The sequence below is a fragment of the Kocuria sp. KKT182 genome (genome assembly GCF_055635395.1).
Window position 1 is genome coordinate 602503 of record NZ_CM145757.1, and the last position, 19871, is coordinate 622373.

The 19871-nt window shown below is 72.4% G+C and carries 18 protein-coding genes; 14 read left to right on the plus strand and 4 right to left on the minus strand.

Annotation, left to right across the window (positions count from 1 at the left end; genetic code table 11):
* Nucleotides 1-108: 108 nt before the first annotated feature.
* From ACZ2G1_RS02690 to ACZ2G1_RS02730, 9 genes are all read left to right on the plus strand, one after another.
* Nucleotides 109-1068, plus strand: a complete 960-nt coding sequence (locus ACZ2G1_RS02690) for an FKBP-type peptidyl-prolyl cis-trans isomerase (protein ID WP_470377447.1) — start codon at nt 109-111, stop codon at nt 1066-1068.
* 89 nt (nt 1069-1157) lie between these two features.
* Nucleotides 1158-1553, plus strand: a complete 396-nt coding sequence (locus ACZ2G1_RS02695; protein ID WP_017833513.1) for an FKBP-type peptidyl-prolyl cis-trans isomerase — start codon at nt 1158-1160, stop codon at nt 1551-1553.
* Between the two features lie 11 nt (nt 1554-1564).
* Nucleotides 1565-3640 (plus strand): helix-turn-helix transcriptional regulator, encoded by a 2076-nt coding sequence (locus ACZ2G1_RS02700; protein ID WP_017833514.1) that lies wholly within the window; start codon nt 1565-1567, stop codon nt 3638-3640.
* Nucleotides 3641-3663: 23 nt separating this feature from the next.
* A complete protein-coding gene (locus ACZ2G1_RS02705) occupies nt 3664-4032 on the plus strand; it encodes a hypothetical protein (RefSeq protein ID WP_017833515.1) in 369 nt (122 codons plus the stop codon).
* A complete protein-coding gene (tatA, locus tag ACZ2G1_RS02710) occupies nt 4025-4333 on the plus strand; it encodes a Sec-independent protein translocase subunit TatA (protein ID WP_470377448.1) in 309 nt (102 codons plus the stop codon). The genes ACZ2G1_RS02705 and tatA overlap by 8 nt, the downstream gene beginning before the upstream one ends.
* Nucleotides 4334-4465: 132 nt before the next feature.
* Nucleotides 4466-5359, plus strand: a complete 894-nt coding sequence (gene tatC / locus ACZ2G1_RS02715) for a twin-arginine translocase subunit TatC (protein WP_017833517.1) — start codon at nt 4466-4468, stop codon at nt 5357-5359.
* Nucleotides 5360-5430: 71 nt separating this feature from the next.
* Nucleotides 5431-8268: a DEAD/DEAH box helicase gene (locus ACZ2G1_RS02720; RefSeq protein WP_017833518.1), complete on the plus strand. Its 2838-nt coding sequence runs from the start codon at nt 5431-5433 to the stop codon at nt 8266-8268.
* An 89-nt stretch (nt 8269-8357) separates the two neighbouring features.
* Nucleotides 8358-10046: an amidohydrolase gene (locus ACZ2G1_RS02725; RefSeq protein WP_017833519.1), complete on the plus strand. Its 1689-nt coding sequence runs from the start codon at nt 8358-8360 to the stop codon at nt 10044-10046.
* Nucleotides 10047-10242: 196 nt separating this feature from the next.
* The gene (locus ACZ2G1_RS02730; protein WP_017833520.1) at nt 10243-10980 is read left to right on the plus strand and encodes a polyprenol monophosphomannose synthase; all 738 of its coding nucleotides are present in this window, start codon (nt 10243-10245) and stop codon (nt 10978-10980) included.
* Between the two features lie 84 nt (nt 10981-11064).
* On the opposite strand, the gene ACZ2G1_RS02735 is transcribed toward ACZ2G1_RS02730, so the two are convergent.
* From ACZ2G1_RS02735 to ACZ2G1_RS02745, 3 genes are all read right to left on the minus strand, one after another.
* The gene (locus tag ACZ2G1_RS02735) at nt 11065-11400 is read right to left on the minus strand and encodes an RNA polymerase-binding protein RbpA (protein ID WP_031283042.1); all 336 of its coding nucleotides are present in this window, start codon (nt 11398-11400) and stop codon (nt 11065-11067) included.
* Between the two features lie 139 nt (nt 11401-11539).
* A complete protein-coding gene (locus ACZ2G1_RS02740; protein ID WP_017833522.1) occupies nt 11540-12655 on the minus strand; it encodes an SPFH domain-containing protein in 1116 nt (371 codons plus the stop codon).
* Between the two features lie 64 nt (nt 12656-12719).
* Nucleotides 12720-13211, minus strand: coding sequence for an NfeD family protein (locus tag ACZ2G1_RS02745; RefSeq protein ID WP_017833523.1), 492 nt, complete (start codon nt 13209-13211; stop codon nt 12720-12722).
* A 263-nt stretch (nt 13212-13474) separates the two neighbouring features.
* On the opposite strand from ACZ2G1_RS02745, the gene ACZ2G1_RS02750 reads away from it, so the two are divergent.
* Nucleotides 13475-13849: a hypothetical protein gene (locus tag ACZ2G1_RS02750; protein ID WP_109222706.1), complete on the plus strand. Its 375-nt coding sequence runs from the start codon at nt 13475-13477 to the stop codon at nt 13847-13849.
* A gap of 10 nt (nt 13850-13859) precedes the next feature.
* On the opposite strand, the gene ACZ2G1_RS02755 is transcribed toward ACZ2G1_RS02750, so the two are convergent.
* Entirely contained in the window at nt 13860-15281 is a 1422-nt protein-coding gene (locus tag ACZ2G1_RS02755; protein WP_197722630.1) for an alanine racemase, read from the minus strand.
* Between the two features lie 806 nt (nt 15282-16087).
* Between ACZ2G1_RS02755 and ACZ2G1_RS02760 the strand changes: the two genes are divergently transcribed.
* From ACZ2G1_RS02760 to ACZ2G1_RS02775, 4 genes are all read left to right on the plus strand, one after another.
* The gene (locus ACZ2G1_RS02760) at nt 16088-17224 is read left to right on the plus strand and encodes a tyrosine-type recombinase/integrase (protein ID WP_251356356.1); all 1137 of its coding nucleotides are present in this window, start codon (nt 16088-16090) and stop codon (nt 17222-17224) included.
* 3 nt (nt 17225-17227) lie between these two features.
* Complete coding sequence (locus ACZ2G1_RS02765; protein WP_062737342.1) at nt 17228-17560, plus strand: helix-turn-helix domain-containing protein; 333 nt, start codon at nt 17228-17230, stop codon at nt 17558-17560.
* Complete coding sequence (locus ACZ2G1_RS02770) at nt 17557-19014, plus strand: hypothetical protein (RefSeq protein WP_470377449.1); 1458 nt, start codon at nt 17557-17559, stop codon at nt 19012-19014. The genes ACZ2G1_RS02765 and ACZ2G1_RS02770 overlap by 4 nt, the downstream gene beginning before the upstream one ends.
* Before the next feature lie 428 nt (nt 19015-19442).
* Nucleotides 19443-19859 (plus strand): DUF3054 domain-containing protein, encoded by a 417-nt coding sequence (locus ACZ2G1_RS02775; protein ID WP_470377450.1) that lies wholly within the window; start codon nt 19443-19445, stop codon nt 19857-19859.
* Nucleotides 19860-19871: the final 12 nt, after the last annotated feature.

Here is a 19871-nt window from a genome sequence, read left to right on the forward strand (position 1 = left end):
GCCCCGTCCAGTCAACGCCCAGCGCCCTGCACTAGGCTGGCCGCCGTCCCGGCCCGAGCCGTCCGACCCCACCGCCCCCACCCGGGCCGACCCCTGAGGAAGACACCCGTGCGAAAGACCCTGACCACCTCCGGCGCCGCCCTGTCCCTGGCGCTCGTCCTCACGGGCTGCTCCGGGCCCGGCGTCGACTCCGTGGAGCTCAGCAACGAGCCGGACGCGGGCACGGCCCCGTCCGTCACGTTCGAGACCCCGCTCAACGCCGAGGAGGCCGGGGCGAAGGAGCTGCGCGAGGGCGACGGGGAGGAGCTCGCCGAGGGCGACACCATCCTCCTGCAGGCGGCGCTCTTCAAGGGCTCCGACGGCACGTCCATCGGCGAGACCTACTCCCGCGGCGCCGGCCAGGTGCTCCAGCTCGAGCAGGGCCTCCAGGAGTCGATCCCGGAGATGTACGACGCGCTCGTGGGCGCCAAGGAGGGCGCGATCATCGCGTACTCCTCCCCGGAGACCTCCGGGGCCGCCGGCGACGAGTCGACCTCCGTGGAGGTCTACGAGGTCGTCCGGAAGATCCCCACCGAGATCGAGGGCGACATGCAGGACAGCCCCAAGGGGCTGCCGGAGATCACCGAGAACGACGAGGGCGTGCCGGCCGTGGCGAAGCCGGAGGGCAGGGCCCCGAAGAAGCTCGTCTCCGAGTACCTCATCGAGGGCGACGGCGAGGAGGTCGCCGAGGGCGACACCGTCATCGCGCACTACGTGGGCGTCAAGTGGTCCGACGGCGAGACCTTCGACTCCTCCTACGAGAACGGCGCCCCCGCGTCCTTCCCGCTCGACAACGTCATCGAGGGCTGGCAGGAGGGCCTCGAGGGCAAGAAGGAGGGCTCCCGCGTGATCCTCTCCGTGCCCGTCGGCCAGGCCTACGGCACGGAGAAGGACCTGGGCGAGGACTCCGACTACCCGGCCGGCAGCCTGCTCTTCGTCGTCGACATCCTGGCGGCCGTGGACACCCCCGAGGCGCCGGCCGAGGACGAGGCCTCCGCCTCGCCGTCCCCCTCCGCGACCGAGGAGTAGCCCCCGGTCGGCTAAGGTGGCCCGGTGGGCCCCGAGGCCCCTCCGATCCCGACGACCACCCGTCGACGACCCGACGAACAGGAGCACCCATGTCCTTCGGAGAGCGCAAGCTCGACCGCAGCAAGCCCGAGATCGACTTCCCCGAGGGGGAGGCCCCGACCGAGCTCGTCAGCACCGACCTCGTGGAGGGCACCGGCGCCGAGGCGACCCCCGGCAAGCAGATCTCCTGCCACTACGTGGGCGTGACGTTCTCCGCCGGCGAGGAGTTCGACGCCTCCTGGAACCGCGGCCAGCCCCTCGACTTCACCGTGGGCATCGGCCAGGTCATCGAGGGCTGGGACAAGGGCCTGCTGGGCATGAAGGTCGGCGGCCGCCGCCGGCTGGAGATCCCCGCGGACCAGGCCTACGGCTCCAGGGGCGCCGGCGGGGTCATCGGCCCGGACGAGGCCCTGATCTTCGTGGTGGACCTCCTGGACGTGCGCTGAGGACCCACCGGATGGCAGCCCGATCGACGGAGCGGCTCCTCAACCTGCTCATCGCCCTGGTCTCCCGCGAACGCGGGTACACCCGCGCCGAGCTCCGAGAGGCCGTTCCGTCGTACGCGGAGTCCGCGTCCGACGAGGCGTTCGAGCGCATGTTCGAGCGCGACAAGGCGGAGCTGCGCGACCTCGGCTACCCCATCGAGGAGGTCTCCGAGGACCCCCTGTTCCCGGACGACACGCACGGCCACCGCTACCGGATCCCGCGCGGGTCCTTCACGCTGCCGCCGCTGCAGTTCACGGCGGAGGAGTCCGCGGTGCTCGCCCTGGCGGCCAACGCCTGGACGGACGCCTCCCTCGGGGAGCTCGCCCGCCGGGCCCTGCGCAAGCTCGAGCCCGCCATCGGCGGCCTGCCGGAGGACGACGCCCCGCCGCTGCTGCAGCCCACCCTCACCGCCCACGAGCCGTCCTTCGAGCCGCTGCTCTCGGCCGTGGTGCGACACCGCGAGGTCCGCTTCGACTACCTCGCCCGCAGCACCGACCAGCTCACCACCCGGCGGCTGCGGCCGTGGGGCATCGGCTCCCGCTACGGCAACTGGTACGTGGTCGGCTGGGACCTGGACCGCAAGGACTCCCGCACGTTCCGGCTGTCGCGGATCATGTCCGACGTCACGGTCACCCGCAAGGAGTTCGACCCGCCCGAGGGCTTCTCCATGAACGAGTCCCTGTCCCAGATGGTCTCCCACGCCCCCGCGCGCACCGTGGAGGTGCTGGCCCGGCCCGGCCACGCGCACATGCTGCGCCGGATGGCCGCCCGGCAGGAGCCCGGCGTCGGCGCCGGGGACGGCGTGGACCGGTGGGACCGGCTGCACATCCCCTTCGCGGAGACCGAGATCCTCGCCGAGGAGATCGCCGCGGCGGGCCCCGGCGTCGTCGTGCCCCGGGACGGGGACGGCACCGCCCCCACCATGCAGGCCGAGGTGCGCGCCGCGGTGGTGCGCCGGCTGCGGAGCGCCGAGTCCGCCGTGGCACGGTTCCGCGGCGTGCAGGTCGACTGGAACAACAAGTCCCGCAAGGGCACGCGCAACAAGCTCTCCACCGCGGACCACCTCTCGCGGCTGCTCGAGATCGTCCGCTGGGTCTACGCCCACCAGGGCGCGGAGCTCGAGGAGACCGCCCGCCGGTTCGGGATCACCGACCAGGAGCTGATCGCGGACCTCAACACCCTGTTCGTGTGCGGCAAGCCCGGGCACATGCCGGACCAGCTGATCGACGCGTCCTGGGACGACGGCCACGTCTACCTGTCCAACGCGGACGAGCTCTCCGACCCCGTGCGCCTCACGCAGCCGGAGGCCTCCGCGCTGCTCGTGGGGCTGCAGACGCTGCGCACCGTGCCCGGCGGGGACTCCGAGGCGGTCGCGTCCACGATCGCGAAGGTCGCCGGCGCCGCGGGGGACGCCGGGGTGCTCGCCAACGCGGTGGGCGCCCGCCCCATCACGGACACGCCCGCGCCCGCCCTCGCCGACGTCATGTCCGCGGTGCGCCGCGCCGTGGAGCAGCGCCGCCGGATCCGGATCGGCTACGTGGTCCCGTCCCGCGACGAGCTCACCGAGCGGGTCGTGGACCCGGTCCAGGTGTTCTCCTCCAACACCCACTGGTACGTGCGCGCCTGGTGCCTCGGCTCCGAGGGGATGCGCAACTTCCGGCTGGACCGGATCTCCGCCGTCGAGGACGCCGGGCCGGCGGGGGAGCGCCCCGCCGCCCAGGAGGCCGCCGCCGCGTCCCCGCCCGCCCCCGGCACCCCGGACACCGTGGAGGTCGTGCTCGTCACCGACCGGCGCAGCCGGTGGATCGCCGACCAGTACCACGCCACCCGCACGGCCGTGGTCCGGGTCCCCGGCGGGGCCCGCACCGGGCCGGCGGCGGACCACGAGGCCGCGCTCATCGGATTCCAGACGGCCGAGGCCGTGTGCGCGCTCGTCACCCGCTACGGCGGCCAGCTCGCGGTCATCGGGCCCGACGACGTCGTGGCGCAGGTGGAACTCTGGGTGAACTCTGCGCTCGGCGCCTACGGGGCGTCCGAGCCGGCCTGATCCGCCCGCCTATACTGGAGGGCATGCTCTGGTGGTCCTGGGTCCTGCTGTGGACGGTCCTCGTCCTGCTCGGCGCGGCGTTCCTCGGACTGATGCTGTGGCGGCTGGTGAAGACCTTCTTCGTCCTGCTCCGGGACACCGAGACGGTGGCCGGGGAGTTCGCCCAGCGGTGGGACGACGCGGCCGCCGGGGTGCAGCGCCCCGTCCGGGCCGCCCCGGACCCGGCCCTGTTCACACCGGTGGGGCAAGCCGTGGCCGACTACCGGGTCGGCCGTGACCAACGAGAAACCGCCCGTCTGAGACGCCGCATCGAGCGCAAGGACCGGATGGGCCAGCCGCAGCGGATCAGCGACCTCCGCCGGGCTGAACGGAAAGGAATGTTCCATGGGTAGGCTCTTCGACAGCCCCTTCATGATCCTGATCATCCTGCTGGTGATCCTGCTGCTGTTCGGCGCACCCAAGCTCCCGGGCATGGCCCGCAGCCTCGGCCAGTCGCTGCGCATCTTCAAGTCCGAGGTCAAGGAGATGAAGAAGGACGACCAGCCGGACGGCTCGGACGTGGTCATCGACGGCAAGGCCGTGGCGCCCGGCCGGGACGGCACCACCGACCGTGACCACGGCGCCACCGGCACCGCCTCCGGCACGGAGACCCCGCGCGACCCCGAGCAGCACCCCGGCCGCCCTCCGGCCTGACCCCCGGCCCCCTCTCCCGGCGTCCGCCGCCGCCCCGATCCGCCGCACCGGCCGGTCCGCGCCCCCGCCCGGGGAGCGGGCCGCCCGACCGGCCCCGCCGCCCCGGGCGGGCCCCGAGTCCCGAAGGTCCCCATGTCCTCGCAGTCCCCCCGCGGTCCGAAGAAGCGCCGGACCGCGCGCAAGGCCAATCCGCAGGCGCAGATGGCCCTGGCCGAGCACCTGCGGGAGCTGCGCAACCGGCTGATCAAGTCCGCGGTGGCCACCGTGGTGGGCATGGTCGGCGGGTTCTTCCTGTACATCCCGTTCATGGCCTACATCACGGAGCCCCTGCAGCGGCTGGCCTCCGCGGAGGGCAGCGAGGCCTCCATCAACTACTCCGCGGTGGGCTCGTCCTTCAACATCATGGTGGAGGTCTCCCTGGTGCTCGGCCTGGTCCTGGCCAGCCCCGTGTGGCTCTACCAGCTCTGGGCGTTCGTGACGCCGGCCCTGCACCGGACCGAACGGCGCTACGCGGTCGGCTTCCTGGCCGCGGCCGTCCCGCTCTTCCTGGGCGGGATCGCGGTCGCCGTGCTCACCCTGCCCACCGCCGTCTACGCCCTCACCGCGTTCACCCCGGCGGGCGGGACCAACTTCATCTCCGCGGACGTGTACTTGCGGTTCTTCCTCCAGCTGATCCTGACCTTCGGCGTCGCCTTCGTGCTGCCCGTGTTCCTGGTGGGCCTGAACATGCTGGGCGTGCTCTCCGGGCGCACGGTGCTCAAGAGCTGGCGGATCGTCGTGGTCCTCGTGATGGTGGTCTCCGCGATGGCCGCCCCGGGCCCCGACCCGATGACGATGTTCTACCTCGCCGTGCCGCTGCTCACGCTCTTCTTCGTGGCCGTCGGGCTGTGCCTGCTCCTCGACCGCCGGCGGGCCCGGAAGGAGGCCCGCCTCGCGGCGGGCACGGGGGCGTCGGCCGACGTCGCGACCCCCGCCGACGAGCTCGGCCGTCTCGGCCACGACCCCGAGGGCGGGTTCCGCACCTGACCCGCTCGGCCCGTCGCGAACGGGCCCCCGGTGGGCCCGGCCACGTCCGGGTCGAGCAGTAGGGTGGACGCATGTCCTCCTACGCCGACCGATACCTGGCCGCCAAGCAGCGGGCCGCCCACGCGAGGACCGAGCTCGCCGTGTTCCAGCACCGGCTCGAGTTCGAGATGGACGACTTCCAGACGACAGCCTGCGGTGCCCTCGAGGAGGGCCGGGGGGTGCTCGTCGCCGCGCCGACCGGCGCCGGCAAGACCGTGGTGGGGGAGTTCGCCGTCCACCTGGCCCTGTCCCGCGGGCAGAAGGCCTTCTACACCACGCCCATCAAGGCGCTCAGCAACCAGAAGTTCCACGAGTTCTCCCGGGCCTTCGGCGCCGAGCGGGTCGGCCTGCTCACCGGCGACACCTCGGTGAACTCCGAGGCGGACGTGGTGGTGATGACCACCGAGGTCCTGCGCAACATGCTGTACGCGGACTCGCCCACCCTGCTGAACCTGGGCTTCGTGATCATGGACGAGGTGCACTACCTCGCCGACCGCTTCCGGGGCGCCGTGTGGGAGGAGGTCATCATCCACCTCCCGGACAGTGTCCAGCTGGTGTCCCTGTCCGCGACCGTCTCCAACGCCGAGGAGTTCGGGGCCTGGCTGGACACGGTGCGCGGCGACACGGACGTGGTGGTCTCCGAGCACCGGCCCGTGCCGCTGTGGCAGCACGTCCAGGTGGGCGGGCGGCTGCTCGACCTGTTCCTGGACGACACCACGGTGGAGGAGGCCGCCGAGCGGCTCGAGGGGCCCGGCAGTGACGAGCCCGACGTCAACCCCGAGCTGCTCCAGCTCGCCCGCGCCGAGCACCCCCGCGGGGGCCGCCGGGGCGGCCGCGGGCCCGGGGGACGCTCCCGGGACCGGTTTTCCCGCCGCAACGGCGGCGAGGGCTTCCGGCCCAGCCCCGAGACGCGCCGGGTGTCCCGCCCGCAGCTGATCCGCCGCCTCGACGCCGAGGGCCTGCTGCCCGTCATCACCTTCATCTTCTCCCGGGTCGGGTGCGACGCCGCCGTGCAGCAGTGCGTCGCCGCGGACATCCGGCTGACCGGCGAGAAGGAGCAGCAGACCATCCGCGCCCGGGTGGCCGAGACCGCCGCCTCGCTCGAGGCCGCGGACCTCAACGTCCTCGGCTTCTACGAGTGGCGCGACGGCCTGCTGCGCGGCGTGGCCGCCCACCACGCGGGGATGCTGCCGGCGTTCAAGGAGCTCGTGGAGGAGCTGTTCGCCGAGGGGCTCGTCAAGGCCGTCTTCGCCACGGAGACCCTGGCCCTGGGCATCAACATGCCGGCCCGCTCCGTGGTGCTCGAGAAGCTCGACAAGTTCAACGGCGAGTCCCGGGTGGACATCACGCCGGGGGAGTACACCCAGCTCACCGGGCGCGCGGGGCGCCGGGGGATCGACGTCGAGGGCCACGCCGTGGTGCTGTGGCAGCCCGGGATGGACCCGCACGCAGTCGCCGGTCTCGCCTCCAAGCGCACCTACCCGCTGAACTCGAGCTTCCGGCCCACCTACAACATGTCCGTGAACCTGGTGGCCCAGTTCGGCGCCCACCGCTCCCGCAAGATCCTCGAGTCCTCCTTCGCCCAGTTCCAGGCGGACCGCTCCGTGGTGGGCCTGGCGCGCCGGGTCCGCTCCCAGGAGGAGTCCCTCAAGGGCTACGAGGAGGCCATGACCTGCCACCTCGGGGACTTCTCCGAGTACGCCGCCCTGCGCCGCGAGCTCAAGGACCTGGAGCGTGCCGAGGAGAAGGCCGGCTCCCGGCAGCGGCGCTCGGACGCCGTCGCGTCCTTGCACGACCTGCTGCCCGGGGACGTCGTGGAGATCCCGCGGGGGCGCAACGCCGGCTACGCCGTGATCCTGTCCACCGACCCCAACCGGGACGACCCCCGCCCCTCCATCCTCACCCTCGACCACCAGCTGCGCCGGGTGGGGGCCCAGGACCTGGACGGGCCGCTCGAGCCGGTCTCGCGGATCCGGATCCCCAAGCAGTTCACGGGCCGGACGCCCAAGGAGCGGCGCGACCTCGCCTCGTCCGTGCGCAACGCCCTGCACGAGCACCGGCCCCCGCGCGGCGGCGGCCGCGGGCACACCATCCAGTTCGACCGCGGCACCAGCGCCGCCGAGCGGCGCATCACGGAGGTCCGCAAGGCCCTGCGCGGCCACCCCTGCCACGGCTGCTCGGACCGCGAGAGCCACGCCCGCTGGGCCGAGCGCTGGTGGACGCTGCGCCGGGACACCGACGGGCTGCTGCGCCAGATCGAGAGCCGCACCAACACGATCGCCAAGACCTTCGACCGCGTCTCCGAGGTGCTGGGCTCCTTCGGCTACCTGGAGACCCTCCCGGACGGGGAGGTCCGGCCGACCCGCGCCGGCGAGCAGCTGCGGCGGATCTACGGGGACCGGGACCTGCTCCTCGCCCTGAGCCTGCGCGACGGCTTCCTCGACGACCTCGACCCCGCCGCCACCGCGGGGCTCGTGACCCTGCTCGTCTACCAGGCCAAGCGCGAGGAGCAGGGGATCCAGCCGGTCCTGCCGACCGCCGCCATGGACCGGGCCGCACAGACCGTGGTGCGCAACTGGTCCCTGCTCACCGACCGCGAGCAGGAGCACCACCTCCCGGCCACCGCGGAGCCGGAGTTCGGGCTCGTGGAGGCCATGCACCTATGGGCGCGCGGGGCGACCCTGAGCGCGGCCCTGTCCGGCACGGAGCTCGCCGCCGGCGACTTCGTGCGCTGGGCCAAGCAGGTGATCGACATGCTCGACCAGCTCGCCAAGATCGACCTGCTCGACGCCGGCACTCGCGCCCAGTGCCAGCGCGCGATCGCGCTGGTGCGCCGCGGCGTGGTGGCCCACTCCGCGTTCGAGGACTGAGCCGCGCCCTCCCGCCCCGCGCCGCCCCGTCCACCGGCACGACCGCCCCGCACGACCCCCGCGCACCACCGCCCCCGAACAGGAGACCCGTGAGCACCACCGTCCCCGCCCGTCCCGTCCTCTACCGCAACGGCTCCGTCTACAGCCCCGCGGACCCGTTCGCCACGGCCCTGCTGGTCGACGGCACCCGCGTGGCCTGGGTCGGCTCCGAGGAGGCGGCGCAGTCCCTGCAGGACTCCTCCATGGACGTGGTCGACCTCGACGGGCGGCTGTTGGCCCCGGGGTTCGTGGACTCCCACGTGCACGTGACCGAGACCGCCCTGGCGCTGTCCACCCTGGACCTCACGGCGGCCGGATCCCTGCACGAGGTGCTCGACGCCGTGGCCGGCGCCGCCCGCACGAGCACGGGCCCGGTCCTGGGCTCCGGCTGGGACGAGTCCGTGTGGCCGGAGCGCCGGGCGCCGACGGCGGAGGAGCTCGACCGGGCCGCCGGCGGGCGCGAGGTCTACCTGACCCGCATCGACGTCCACTCCGGGGTGGTGTCCTCGTCCCTGGCCCGGCGGCTGGGCCTGGCCGGGACCGACGGGTGGCTCGGCGACGGCCGCGTGGAGAACCTGGCCCACGACCGGGTGCGCGCGGCGGCCCTCGACTTCGACGCCGGGCGCCGCGCCGAGCTGCACCGGCTCGCCCTGCGGCACGCCGCGGCCCAGGGCTACGTGGCCCTCGTCGAGGCCAACGCCGAGCAGGTCGCCCCCTTCGAGGACCTCGTGCGGCTGACGGCCCTCGCCAACCACGGGGTCGGCGCCGAGGGCGCCACTCCTCGCGTGCTGCCCTACCGGGGGGAGCTCGTGGCCACGGCCCAGGAGGCGCTGGCGGTGGCGGAGCGGTTCGACACCGCCCTGGCGGACCTGCTCGGACGCCCCGTGGAGCGGCGGGAGTCGCTCGTGGGGCTCGCCGGGGACCTGTGCGTCGACGGCGCCCTGGGCTCCCGCACCGCCGCGCTGCGAGCCCCCTACGCCGACGCCCCCGGCGACCTGGGGGACCGCTACCTGGACGCCGCGGCCGTGGCCGCCCACCTCGCCGCGACCACGGAGGCCGGTCTGCAGGGCGGCTTCCACGTCATCGGGGACGCCGGGATGGACATCGTCCTCGACGGCCTCGACCGCGCCGAGGCGCTCGTGGGGGAGCGGGCCCTGCACAGCGCCGGCCACCGCCTGGAGCACGCCGAGATGATCGACCCGGAGGGCATCGAGCGGCTCGCCCACCACGCCGTGACCGTGTCCGTGCAACCGGGCTTCGACGCCGCCTGGGGCGGACCGGGCGGGCTCTACGAGCAGCGCCTCGGGGCCGACCGGGCGGCCGCGATGAACCCGATGGCCTCCTTCTACCGCGCCGGGGTCCCGGTGGCCCTCGGCAGCGACGCCCCCGTGGTGCCGCTGTCCCCGTGGGAGACCGTCCGCGCCTGCCTCCAGCACCACGACCCGGACCAGCGGATCTCCGCGCGGGCCGCGTTCCTCGCCTCCACCCGGGGCGCGTGGCGGGCCGCCCGGCACCCCGACCCCATGCAGGGCCAGCTCGCGCCCGGCACCCCGGCCACGTTCGCCGTGTGGGACGTCGAGGCCCTCATGGTGCAGCAGGCCGAGGGGACCGGCTCCGCCTGGAGCACCGACCCGCGCGCCCGCACCCCCCTGCTCCCCGCGCTCGACGGCGCGTCCCTGCCCGTGTGCCGCCAGACCGTGCTCGACGGCGTCGAGCTGTACCGCTCCGCCGGGTTCTGAGCCGCGGGGCGCCCGGCCACCCCGCGGCGTTCGGATCTTGGTCGCAGGCGCGGGGCAGGTTAGGCTGGGCAACTGCTGCCGGGTGGGCTCGCTCGTCCTTAGAAAACAGGCCGGCATCCCCTCAGGGCCGGACTGGTCCGAAGACGAGGGAGCCTGCCCTGTGGTGCGGCAGGCAGACCTCGAAAGGAACCACCCGGTGCGCGTACTGACCGTCATCCCCACCTACAACGAATACGAGTCCCTCCCGACCGTGATGGACCGGCTCCGCCAGGCCGTCCCGGACGGGCACGTGCTGGTGGTGGACGACAACAGCCCGGACGGGACCGGCCGTCTCGCCGACGAGATGTCCGCCGCGGACGGGAACATCCACGTCCTGCACCGCACCAGCAAGGAGGGCCTCGGCGCCGCGTACATCGCCGGCTTCCGCTGGGGCCTGGCCCGGGACTACGACGTCCTGGTCGAGATGGACGCCGACTGCTCCCACCAGCCCGAGCAGCTCCCGCTGCTGCTGGACGCCGTGGAGCGCGGCGCCGACCTGGCCATCGGCTCCCGCTACGTCCCCGGCGGGCGCACCGTGAACTGGCCCCTGCAGCGCCAGCTGCTCTCGCGCGGCGGCAACCTTTACGCCCGGACGCTCCTGGGCTCCCGGATCCACGACATCACCGCCGGCTACCGCGCCTTCCGCCGCGAGACCCTCGAACGGATCGGTCTCGAGACCGTCGACTCCAAGGGCTACTGCTTCCAGATCGATCTCGGCTGGCGCACCGAGCGGGCCGGCCTGAGCGTCGTCGAAGTGCCCATCACCTTCGTGGAGCGCGCCGAGGGCGAGTCCAAGATGAGCCCGGACGTGACCCGGGAGGCCGTCGTGCGCGTGGCCCAGTGGGGGCTCACAGCCCGCGCCAGGACCCTGGCGGGCAAGCTCACCCGCCGCTGAGCCTCTGACCGGCGCGCTGCCCGGCACATGCGGAGGGCCCCACCCGAACCGGGTGGGGCCCTCCGCATGTGCCGGGCGACAGGATCAGATCGCGTGCTTCTCCCGGTAGAACTCGACGCGCTGGGCCAGGATCTCCTCGAGCTCGTCCGTGCTGCGCCGCTCCAGGAGCATGTCCCAGTGCGTGCGCTGGTGCTTCTCGTTGGGGTTCACCGGCTTCTCGCCGTTGACGATGATCGCTTCCTTGCCGGTCTTCGACACCCACACCGGCGGGATCTCGGCCTCCGCCGCGAAGGTGACGGTGACCTTCTCGCCGTCCGCGGTGCGGTACTCGACGCGCTGGCGCGGGGCCGGCTCGACACCGGCCTCGGTCTCCATGGACTGGGAGCCCAGACGCATTCCCCTGAGGCTGCGGTCGCTCATTGTGGTGGTTCCTCCATAACTGACGGTGGCCACGGCAGTGGCGCACGCTCGGGCTGACGGCGGGTCGCACGGACCCGGGATCCGCTGGGTGCAACGCACGGGCTCCCGGGGTTGTTCCCCGGGGCCCGGGTCCGCCGCGTCAGCGGGCGGCCGGGCCGTCCTGCGGCGGCATCGGGTCGTCGAGGCGCACGGGGGCCTCCGGGTCGATGGTCGAGGGCCGGGGGATGGTGAACTCGTCCGGGTCGACGGTGGTGCGCTCCAGGTTGGGCTGCAGGTCCTCCTCCGTCACCCGGACGGCGTCCGGCTTCACGAGGGGCTCGTCCGCGGACTCGGGCTCCGGCATCTCGTCCGCGTCCGACCAGGTCCGGTCCGGGCCGTCCTCGTCCGGCCTGGAGAGGAAGTCGCCCACGCCCCGCAGGGCGTCGCCGAGCTCGGCGGGGATCATCCACACCTTGTTGGCGCTGCCCTCGGCGACCTTGGGCAGGGTCTGGATGTACTGGTAGGCCAGCAGCTTCTGGGTCGGCCGGGCCCGGTGGATCGAGTCGAAGACCTTCCGGATGGCCTGGGCCTCGCCGTCCGCGCGCAGGATCGCGGCCTTCGCCTCGCCCTCCGCGGACAGGATGGCCGCCTGCCGCTGGCCCTCGGCCATGAGGATCCGCGACTGCTTGTCGCCCTCGGCCGTGAGGATCACCGCGCGGCGCTCCCGCTCGGCGCGCATCTGCTTCTCCATCGAGTCCTGGATGGACGGCGGGGGAGTGATCTCCTTGATGTCCACCCGCGACACCCGGATGCCCCAGCGCCCCGTGGTGGAGTCCAGGACCCCGCGCAGCTCGGCGTTGATCTTGTCGCGGGAGGTCAGCGCCTCCTCGAGGTTCAGACCGCCCACCACGTTGCGCAGGGTCGCCGACGTCAGCTGGTCGGCGGCCTGGATGTAGTCGACGATCTCGTAGGTGGCGGCACGCGGATCCATGACCTGGAAGTAGACGACCGTGTCGATGCCGACCACCAGGTTGTCCTCCGTGATCACGGACTGCGCCGGGAAGGACTGGACCTGCTCGCGCAGGTCGATGAGGGGCAGGAGACGGTCCACGAACGGGATGAGGAAGTGCAGACCGGGGGTGAGGGTGCTCTGGTACTTGCCGAGTCGCTCGACGATCCCGGCCCGGGCCTGCGGGATGATCCGCACCGACCTCAGCAGGATGATGAAGACCAGGACGACCAGGATGGCGAGCAGGACGATGACGGCTAGGTCCACGGGTGCCTCTCTCGGTGGTGCCGCTCCGGGCGGCGTTCCCGCCGGGCCGGTGCGGTCTTGGGGGTCAGAAGGACGGGCGCGGCGCCGGCCCGCCGTCGGCGGCCGGCGCGGGGTACGGGGCCACGAGGACGGTGGCGCCCTCGATGTCGTGGACGAAGACGTCGGTGCCGGGGGGCAGCTGCTCGCCGGTGACCGAGCGGGCGCTCCAGGTGTCGCCCTCCAGGCGCACCAGCCCGCTGCGGCCGGTCACGGGGTCCAGGACCTGGCACGGGAGGCCGATGAGCCGGGCGGCGTTGGACGCGGTCCCGGGCGTGGACCGGTTGAGGCGGCGCAGGGCCACCGGCCGCACCGCGAAGATGAGCAGCACCGAGGCGAGGGCGAACGTCACCACCTGGAGCACGAAGTTGTCCGTCACCCAGCTCACCCCGAACGCCAGCAGCGCGGCGGCGGACATCATCAGGAAGAGGAAGTCCAGGGTGAGCATCTCGACGGCGGCCAGAGCGATCACGACGATCAGCCACAGGACCCACGAGTTCTCGACCAGCCACTCCCACATGTCCGTCCCCGGCCTTCCGAATCCGCGTCCGCGAGGGCACCCTCGCCTTAAGCCCATTCTGCCCCACGGGCCTGACAGGACGCTGGAGCGGCGTGGCGGCAGGGCCGTGGCCGGGGTCCCCGGAATAGGCGCTGTTCCGGGGGCGTTGGGGTCTCTACCGTGGTCGCACCGGACTCTCCCGGGACCGCGGGACGCCACCGTCCGTCGGTCCGGCCCGGTGCCGGTCCGCCCCACAGACCCCGGCACGCGGGAGGAGGAGATCCATGAAACTCATCACCTCGGTGGCGGTCTCCGCCGCCGGCGCCTGGCTCGCCGGGACGGCGACCGCCGTGGTCGGCCTCTCCGCGCTGCAGTCCCGGCTGCCCGCCCTGATCGCGCGGGGCGTTCCCGCCGAGCCCGACTTCGAGCGCGCGTTCGTCCTGCTCGGCACGGGCCGCTGCGCGCCCGGCGACGACCGGGCGGAGGTGCTGCGGGCCCGGCTCGAGGAGTCCTGCGGCCGGCCCGTCGTCTACGTGGACCTCACCGTCGCACCGGAGGCCTCCGCGCGCCGGGCCGCCCGCGCCCGGGAGCTGGCCCGGGACTTCCACGCCGACCTCGTGCTGGACCACGACGTCGAGGACCCGGCCGGTCGGTCCTGAACGGCGCCGGTCACCCGCCGGTGGTCGTCACCGGCAGCGGCGCGGTGGCGTCGAGCAGGTGGAAGGCCTCCGCGCTGAAGTCGATGGCCACCTCGTCCCCGGCGGCCGCCTCCGGCACCTCGGACAGGTCGAGGGTCAGGACCGTGCCGTGGTCGAGCAGCACCGGGACCTGCTTGCCGCCGACCGTGTAGGTCAGCTCGTTCTCCCGGGACGGGATGTGGTTGACGAGACCCACCTTCTTGGGCTCGGTGGTCGGCTCGGTGCACCCGTAGTCGATGCACCAGCCAGCGGGGAGCGTCTTGACCTGGCTCAGCTCCGTGGTCCAGGAGTAGAGGGTCGTCTCCGGCGGGCTGCTGGCGAAGAACATGCCGCCGACCCGTAGCAGGTCGTAGTAGAGGGAGTCGATCTCCTGGTCCAGCACGTCGCTGGCCCCCGCGTGGATCAGGGCGTCCTGCCCGAGGCCGGCGTCCCGGATCGCGGCCACCGCACCGTCGAAGCGGTTCTTCTGGGCCACCGTGGTGTTGGCCGTGTCGTTGCGCTCGATGGCGTCCTTGTCCTCCGCCGTGACGGTGGAGAAGTGCGTGGCGATGCCGGCGAGCTCCAGGTGCGGGGCGTCCTCGACGGCTCGGGCCAGGGGGAGCGCCTCCTCGGGCACGACGCCCTCGCGCCCCATTCCCGTGTCGACCCACAGGTGGACCTTCAGCGTCCCTCCCGTGGTGGACAGCACCTGTTCCGCCGCCTCGACCCAGGCGGGGTCCGTGGCGGCGACCTCCACGTCGTAGTGCATCAGCAGCGGGATGTCCTCGATCTGGGCGACGTAGAGCACCGCGATCTTGGCCTCGACGCCGGCCTCGCGCAGGGCGATGGCGTCGTCGAGCTTCGGCACGAAGATGTAGTCGACCTCGGCGGCGTCCTCGATGACCTTGCCGAACACGTCCACGGGCTCGCCGTTCTTGAGCACGGCGCCGAGCTGGACGTTCGACGGGAAGTCGGCCCGGATCGCCTCGGCGTTGCTGCGCACGGTCTCCGTGTTGACCGTGAGGAGGGGGATGTCCTGCGTGCCCTGCGTCGTGTAGGTGTAGGCGGTCTTCTCCCCGACGTCGCTCCCGCCGGAGGCGAAGGAGACCTCCACCGTGCCCGGGGTCCCGCGGGCCGGGGCCACGCAGGCGTGGCGCGCGGAGCGGTCGTCGAACTCGCACTCCACCTCCGTCTCGCCGAAGCGGACGGTGACCGGGCCGTCGGTGCCCCCGCCGGTGTCCGCCAGGACCAGGTTCCCGCCCTGCAGGCCGCCGTGCGAGGGGGAGAGGGCGACCGATCCGGAGGCGGTCGCGGGGGGCGCGTCCGAGGCGTCGTCCTGTCCGCAGCCGGCCAGGGCCAGCACCGACAGGGCCAGCACGGAGGTCACCAGCCGGCGCCCCCGGCCGTCCGTCACGATCACAGTGTTCCGTCGTCCCACGGATGTCCTCCCCTTGAACCAAGATTTTGCCGACGCGAATTCAGGTCGGCCACGGCGAGCGTATCGGCGGCCGGCCCCCGAGGCCGGGTCGACGGGGGAATCCCCCCACAAGTGGCCACAAAAGGAGGGCCGGGCGGCGCAACACGAGGACATCGGCACGCTGACGGCGTCGACAGGGGAGAGGCGCCGGTCTGTTCGGAGCGGGACGGCCGGTCCGCCGTGTCGTAACGGTGCTGCGAGCATCGGCGCGACGACGACGAGCGCGGGCTCGGTGCCAGTGTCCTGTCGGACGACTGTCAGGACGGGCGCGACCGAGCCCAGCACGAGCCCGGCGGCGGAGAGGCCCACGGCCCACCGGCCCGTCGTCGTCCGGGATCTCACGGCGGGTCGCTCCTGCCGGCCCCGGAGCCGCGTGATGAATCCGCGCTGCAGGACGGGGTCGTGTCGTCACGGAAGAGCCGAGCGTCCGGAGCTCACCGGAACAGCCGGAACGACGGCGTGCGCGGACACGGATGCTGAGCGCTGCCCCCCGGACAGCCTGCTCCGCAAAGCGCCGATAATCTACATTATGTAAAGTAGAAGGCGCCATGTTGGCGAAATGTGCGAATTCGCCAGCGAGGACGACTCTCCCGTCACCGAGCCAGCGTGATGAGTCTCTGGATGCGGTGTTGGCCCCGCGTGAAGCTTCGAGGCTTAGAAGGTGGTCGACGGGCCGTGCTCTGACCTGCGGTTTCTATGGGGGTTGACCGGATTTCGCGTTTCGTGCGAAGGTTTCGCGTATTATGCGAGATGATCCGCGGGGTCCGGCCGGTGCGGTGCCGGGCGTGCTGCGCTCCGGGACGGGCGTGCTCCACGAGGCCGAGACGGTCTGGATCGCGATGTTGGATGGCTGGGCGGCCCAGCAGTTCGCGCGGAATCTTTCCCCTGGCACGGTCGAGGCGCGGCGGGCGACGGTGCTGCGGTTTCGCCAGTTCGCCGACTGCTACCCGTGGGAGTGGACGGCGGGGACCGTGGACGAGTTCTTCCTGGAGCTGCGGGCGCTCAAGGGCGCGGCCCGCTCGACGGTTCTGGGGTATCAGAACGCGCTGCGGATGTTCCTGGAGTACCTCACGGACCCGGCCTACGGGTGGGCTGAGCAGTGCTGGGACCGGTTCGGGAATCACCCCGCGCAGGTCTTCCACGAGTGGAACACCGCCCGGCACGCCCAGGACACGGTCGGGTCCCCGGGCAAGCGCCCTTACACCCGGGACGAGCTCGAGGACCTCTTCGACTGCGCCGATGAGCGGGTGCTGCGCATCCGTCGGGCCGGGGCCAAGGGCTGGATTCCGGCGTTCCGTACGGCCACGATCATGAAGGTCGCCTACGCCTGGGGGCTGCGCCGCAATGAGGTGCGAAGCCTGGATCTGGTCGACTTCGCCACCAACCCGCAGGCGAGGCAGTTCGGCGGGGCCGGGATCGTCTACGTCCGGCACGGCAAGGCCATGCGCGGGTCCCCGCCCAAGCGCCGGGCCGTGCTGACCGTGCCGGAGTTCGGCTGGGCGGTTGATTGCGTGCGGCAATGGGCCGAGGACGTCCGTCCCCTTTACGCCCCGGCCGGGTCGACGGGCATGTGGCCCAGTGAGCGTGGCCAGGATGCGATCACGGCGGATTCGCTGAGCCGGGCGTTCACCGAGGTCAAGCGCGAGGCCGGCCTGGACGAGGACCTGGACTTCCACTCGCTGCGCCGCTCCTACGTCACCCACCTGGTCGAGATCGGCTATGACGCGTTCTTCATCCAGCAGCAGGTCGGCCACGAGCACGCCTCGACGACCTCCATCTACACCGGCCTGTCCCCCGACTACCGGGCCCGGGTCGTGGACCGGGCCATCGCCCGCATGGCGGAGGCGGCGACGAGCACCGACACCGACAAGGAGTCCTGAACGATGAAACGGCACGTGGAGTACACCTGGCGGCTACGAGAGATCATGGCCGCGCGCGGGATGAACAACCTCTCCGACCTGATCCCCCTCCTGCAGGACCGCGGGGTGAGTCTGTCGTCCTCCCAGATCTACCGGCTGATTGGGTCCAGGCCCGAGCGGATGAACCTGGCTCTGCTGGCGGCGTTGCTCGATGCCCTGGACTGCACCTTCGAGGAACTCTGCCCCACCACCGTCGTCGCCACCGAGACCCGCCACCGCCTGACCGGCACCGAGGCGGGCATCGCGAAGAAGGACGCCATCCGCCCGATCCGGGCCCGGATCCACCGACCCGAATGAGCAGGCCCGCCCACGGCGGTGGCTGCACCCGCTGCCACCGCACCGGGGTCAGGATCGTCACCATCTGGCCCGAGGGGCGGATCTGCCGGCGCTGCTACGAACGCGCCACCCGCATCCACGGCACCTGCCCCGGCTGCGCCCAGCGCCGGCTGTTGCCCGGACTCCTGGAAGGCGCCCCGGCCTGCACCGACTGCACCGGGATCCCGAGCAACTTCCGCTGCACCCGGTGCGGGCGCGAGGACGAACCCGTGCGCACCGGACTGTGCGCGCACTGCTGCCTCGCCGATGACCTCACCACCGTGCTCGATGACGGCACCGGCACCATCGCCGCACCGCTACGGCCCTTGTTCACCGCCCTGACCTCGCAGAAGAACGCACGCAGCGCCCGGATCTGGCTCACCGTCAACCCACAGGCCGAACAGCTGCTGCGGGACATCGCCCAGGGACATGTCCCCCTGACGCATGAGACCTTCCGGAACCACCCGTCAGCGGCCAAGGTCGCCTTCCTGCGCGCCCTGTGCATCGAGCACCAGCTGCTGGAGCCGGTGAACCTCGACATCGAAGGCTTCCACACCTGGCTGCAGACCAAGACCGGCGCCCTGCCCGACCCAGACGCACTGCTGATCAGCCAATACGCCCGCTGGACCCACCTGAATCGGATGCGCCACCTCGAGAGCACCGGGGCGCTGAAGAAGGGCACCTTCCTGGCCGCCAAGCAGTCCACCACCATGGCCATCGGCTTCCTGGACCACCTCAGGGCACGCGGGCACTGCCTGCAGGAATGCACCCAGCACGATGTGGACTCCTGGCTGGCCGAGGGGCCCACGACCCGCAGCACGGCCCGAAGCTTCGTCCGCTGGGCCATCGAGCACGGACACCTGCCAGCCGTGGAATTCCCTTACCGCACCGCGCAGACCACACCGGTCATCAGCCAGGCCCAACGCCTGGCGCACATCCGCGCCCTCGCCGACCCCTCAGCGCCGATCCCCGGAGCACAACGAGTCGCGGCCCTCTTCCTGTTGCTCTACGGCCAGCCCCTCACCCGCATCTCGCGCATGAGCCTGGACCAGGTCCACGACACCGGAGACCGGCTCACTGTGGCCTTCTCCAATGATCGGCTCGAGATCCCGCCCCCGTTCGACGAGATCGTTCGCGCCCACCTGAATGCCCTGCCGAACACGAACACCTCCGCGCACCGCCAGAACACCTGGCTCTTCCCCGGCACCCGGCCAGGACAGCACATGCACCAAAACTCGATCATGATGGCCCTGCGTGAGCGCGGCATCGAGATCCTCGGCGCCCGCAACGCCGCACTCCGGGCCCTGGTCCTGGAAATGCCCGCGCCCGTGGTGGCCGACGCCCTCCACTACAGCTACTCCGTCACCGACCGCCACCGCCGCGACGCCGGCGCAACCTTCACCGACTACATCACCAGCAGAAGCACCGGCCCCTGACCGCCAGACTCCCCCGCCCCGAACCGCCTTGCTCACTCAGAAAGTCGATCGAATACGCCAGTCTCGAACACGTAAGGCCAGCACTCGCGTGGAGCTAAGGCTCCCCTCCGGCCCGTTCCACCCGCTATGTACCACTCCCGAGCATCCCCTGTCGCACACACCTCCGCCGCTCGTCGCACCGACCGCTCCACCGGGACGCCGCGCCGCACGAGGATGTGGTACTCCTCAACCACCCCGCCGTCCCGCATTCCGTCACGAGTCCGGCACCCGAGGCGGCCCGGCGGCCCTCCCTGGCCTCCGGGCCCGGACCATCGACCCCTGGTGGAAGGTTGAGACTTTTTTCGCCCTCAGCCCTCAACCCTCAAGGTGCACCTGAGGCTTCGGGAGTCCCGGATCGCGACCCGCGGACACCGCACTAGACTGCCAGCATGCACACGTCCGCCCCCCTCACCGCCCGCCCCGAGGAACGCACCACGCACCCCGGCCCCTGGGCCGCGGCGCTGACCGTGGACGTGCTGCTCGTCCTGCTGTTCGCCGGCCTGGGCCGCAGCACCCACGCCCTGGACGCGGCCGGCCTCCTCATCACGGCGTGGCCGTTCCTGGCCGGGCTCTTCCTGGGCTGGGTCGGGTGGCGGGTGCACCGCGCCCCGTTCGCCGTCTGGCCGCGGGGCGTCGCGCTGTGGTCGACGACCGTGGCCGTGGGCATGGCTCTGCGCCTGCTCGTCGGCGAGGGCACGGCACCGAGCTTCGTCCTCGTCACGCTCGCGGTGCTCAGCGTCTTCCTGCTGGGCCCCCGCGCCCTGGTCTCGGGGCTGCGCGCGGCCCGCTCCCGCCGCCCGCGCTGACCCCTCCGTCCC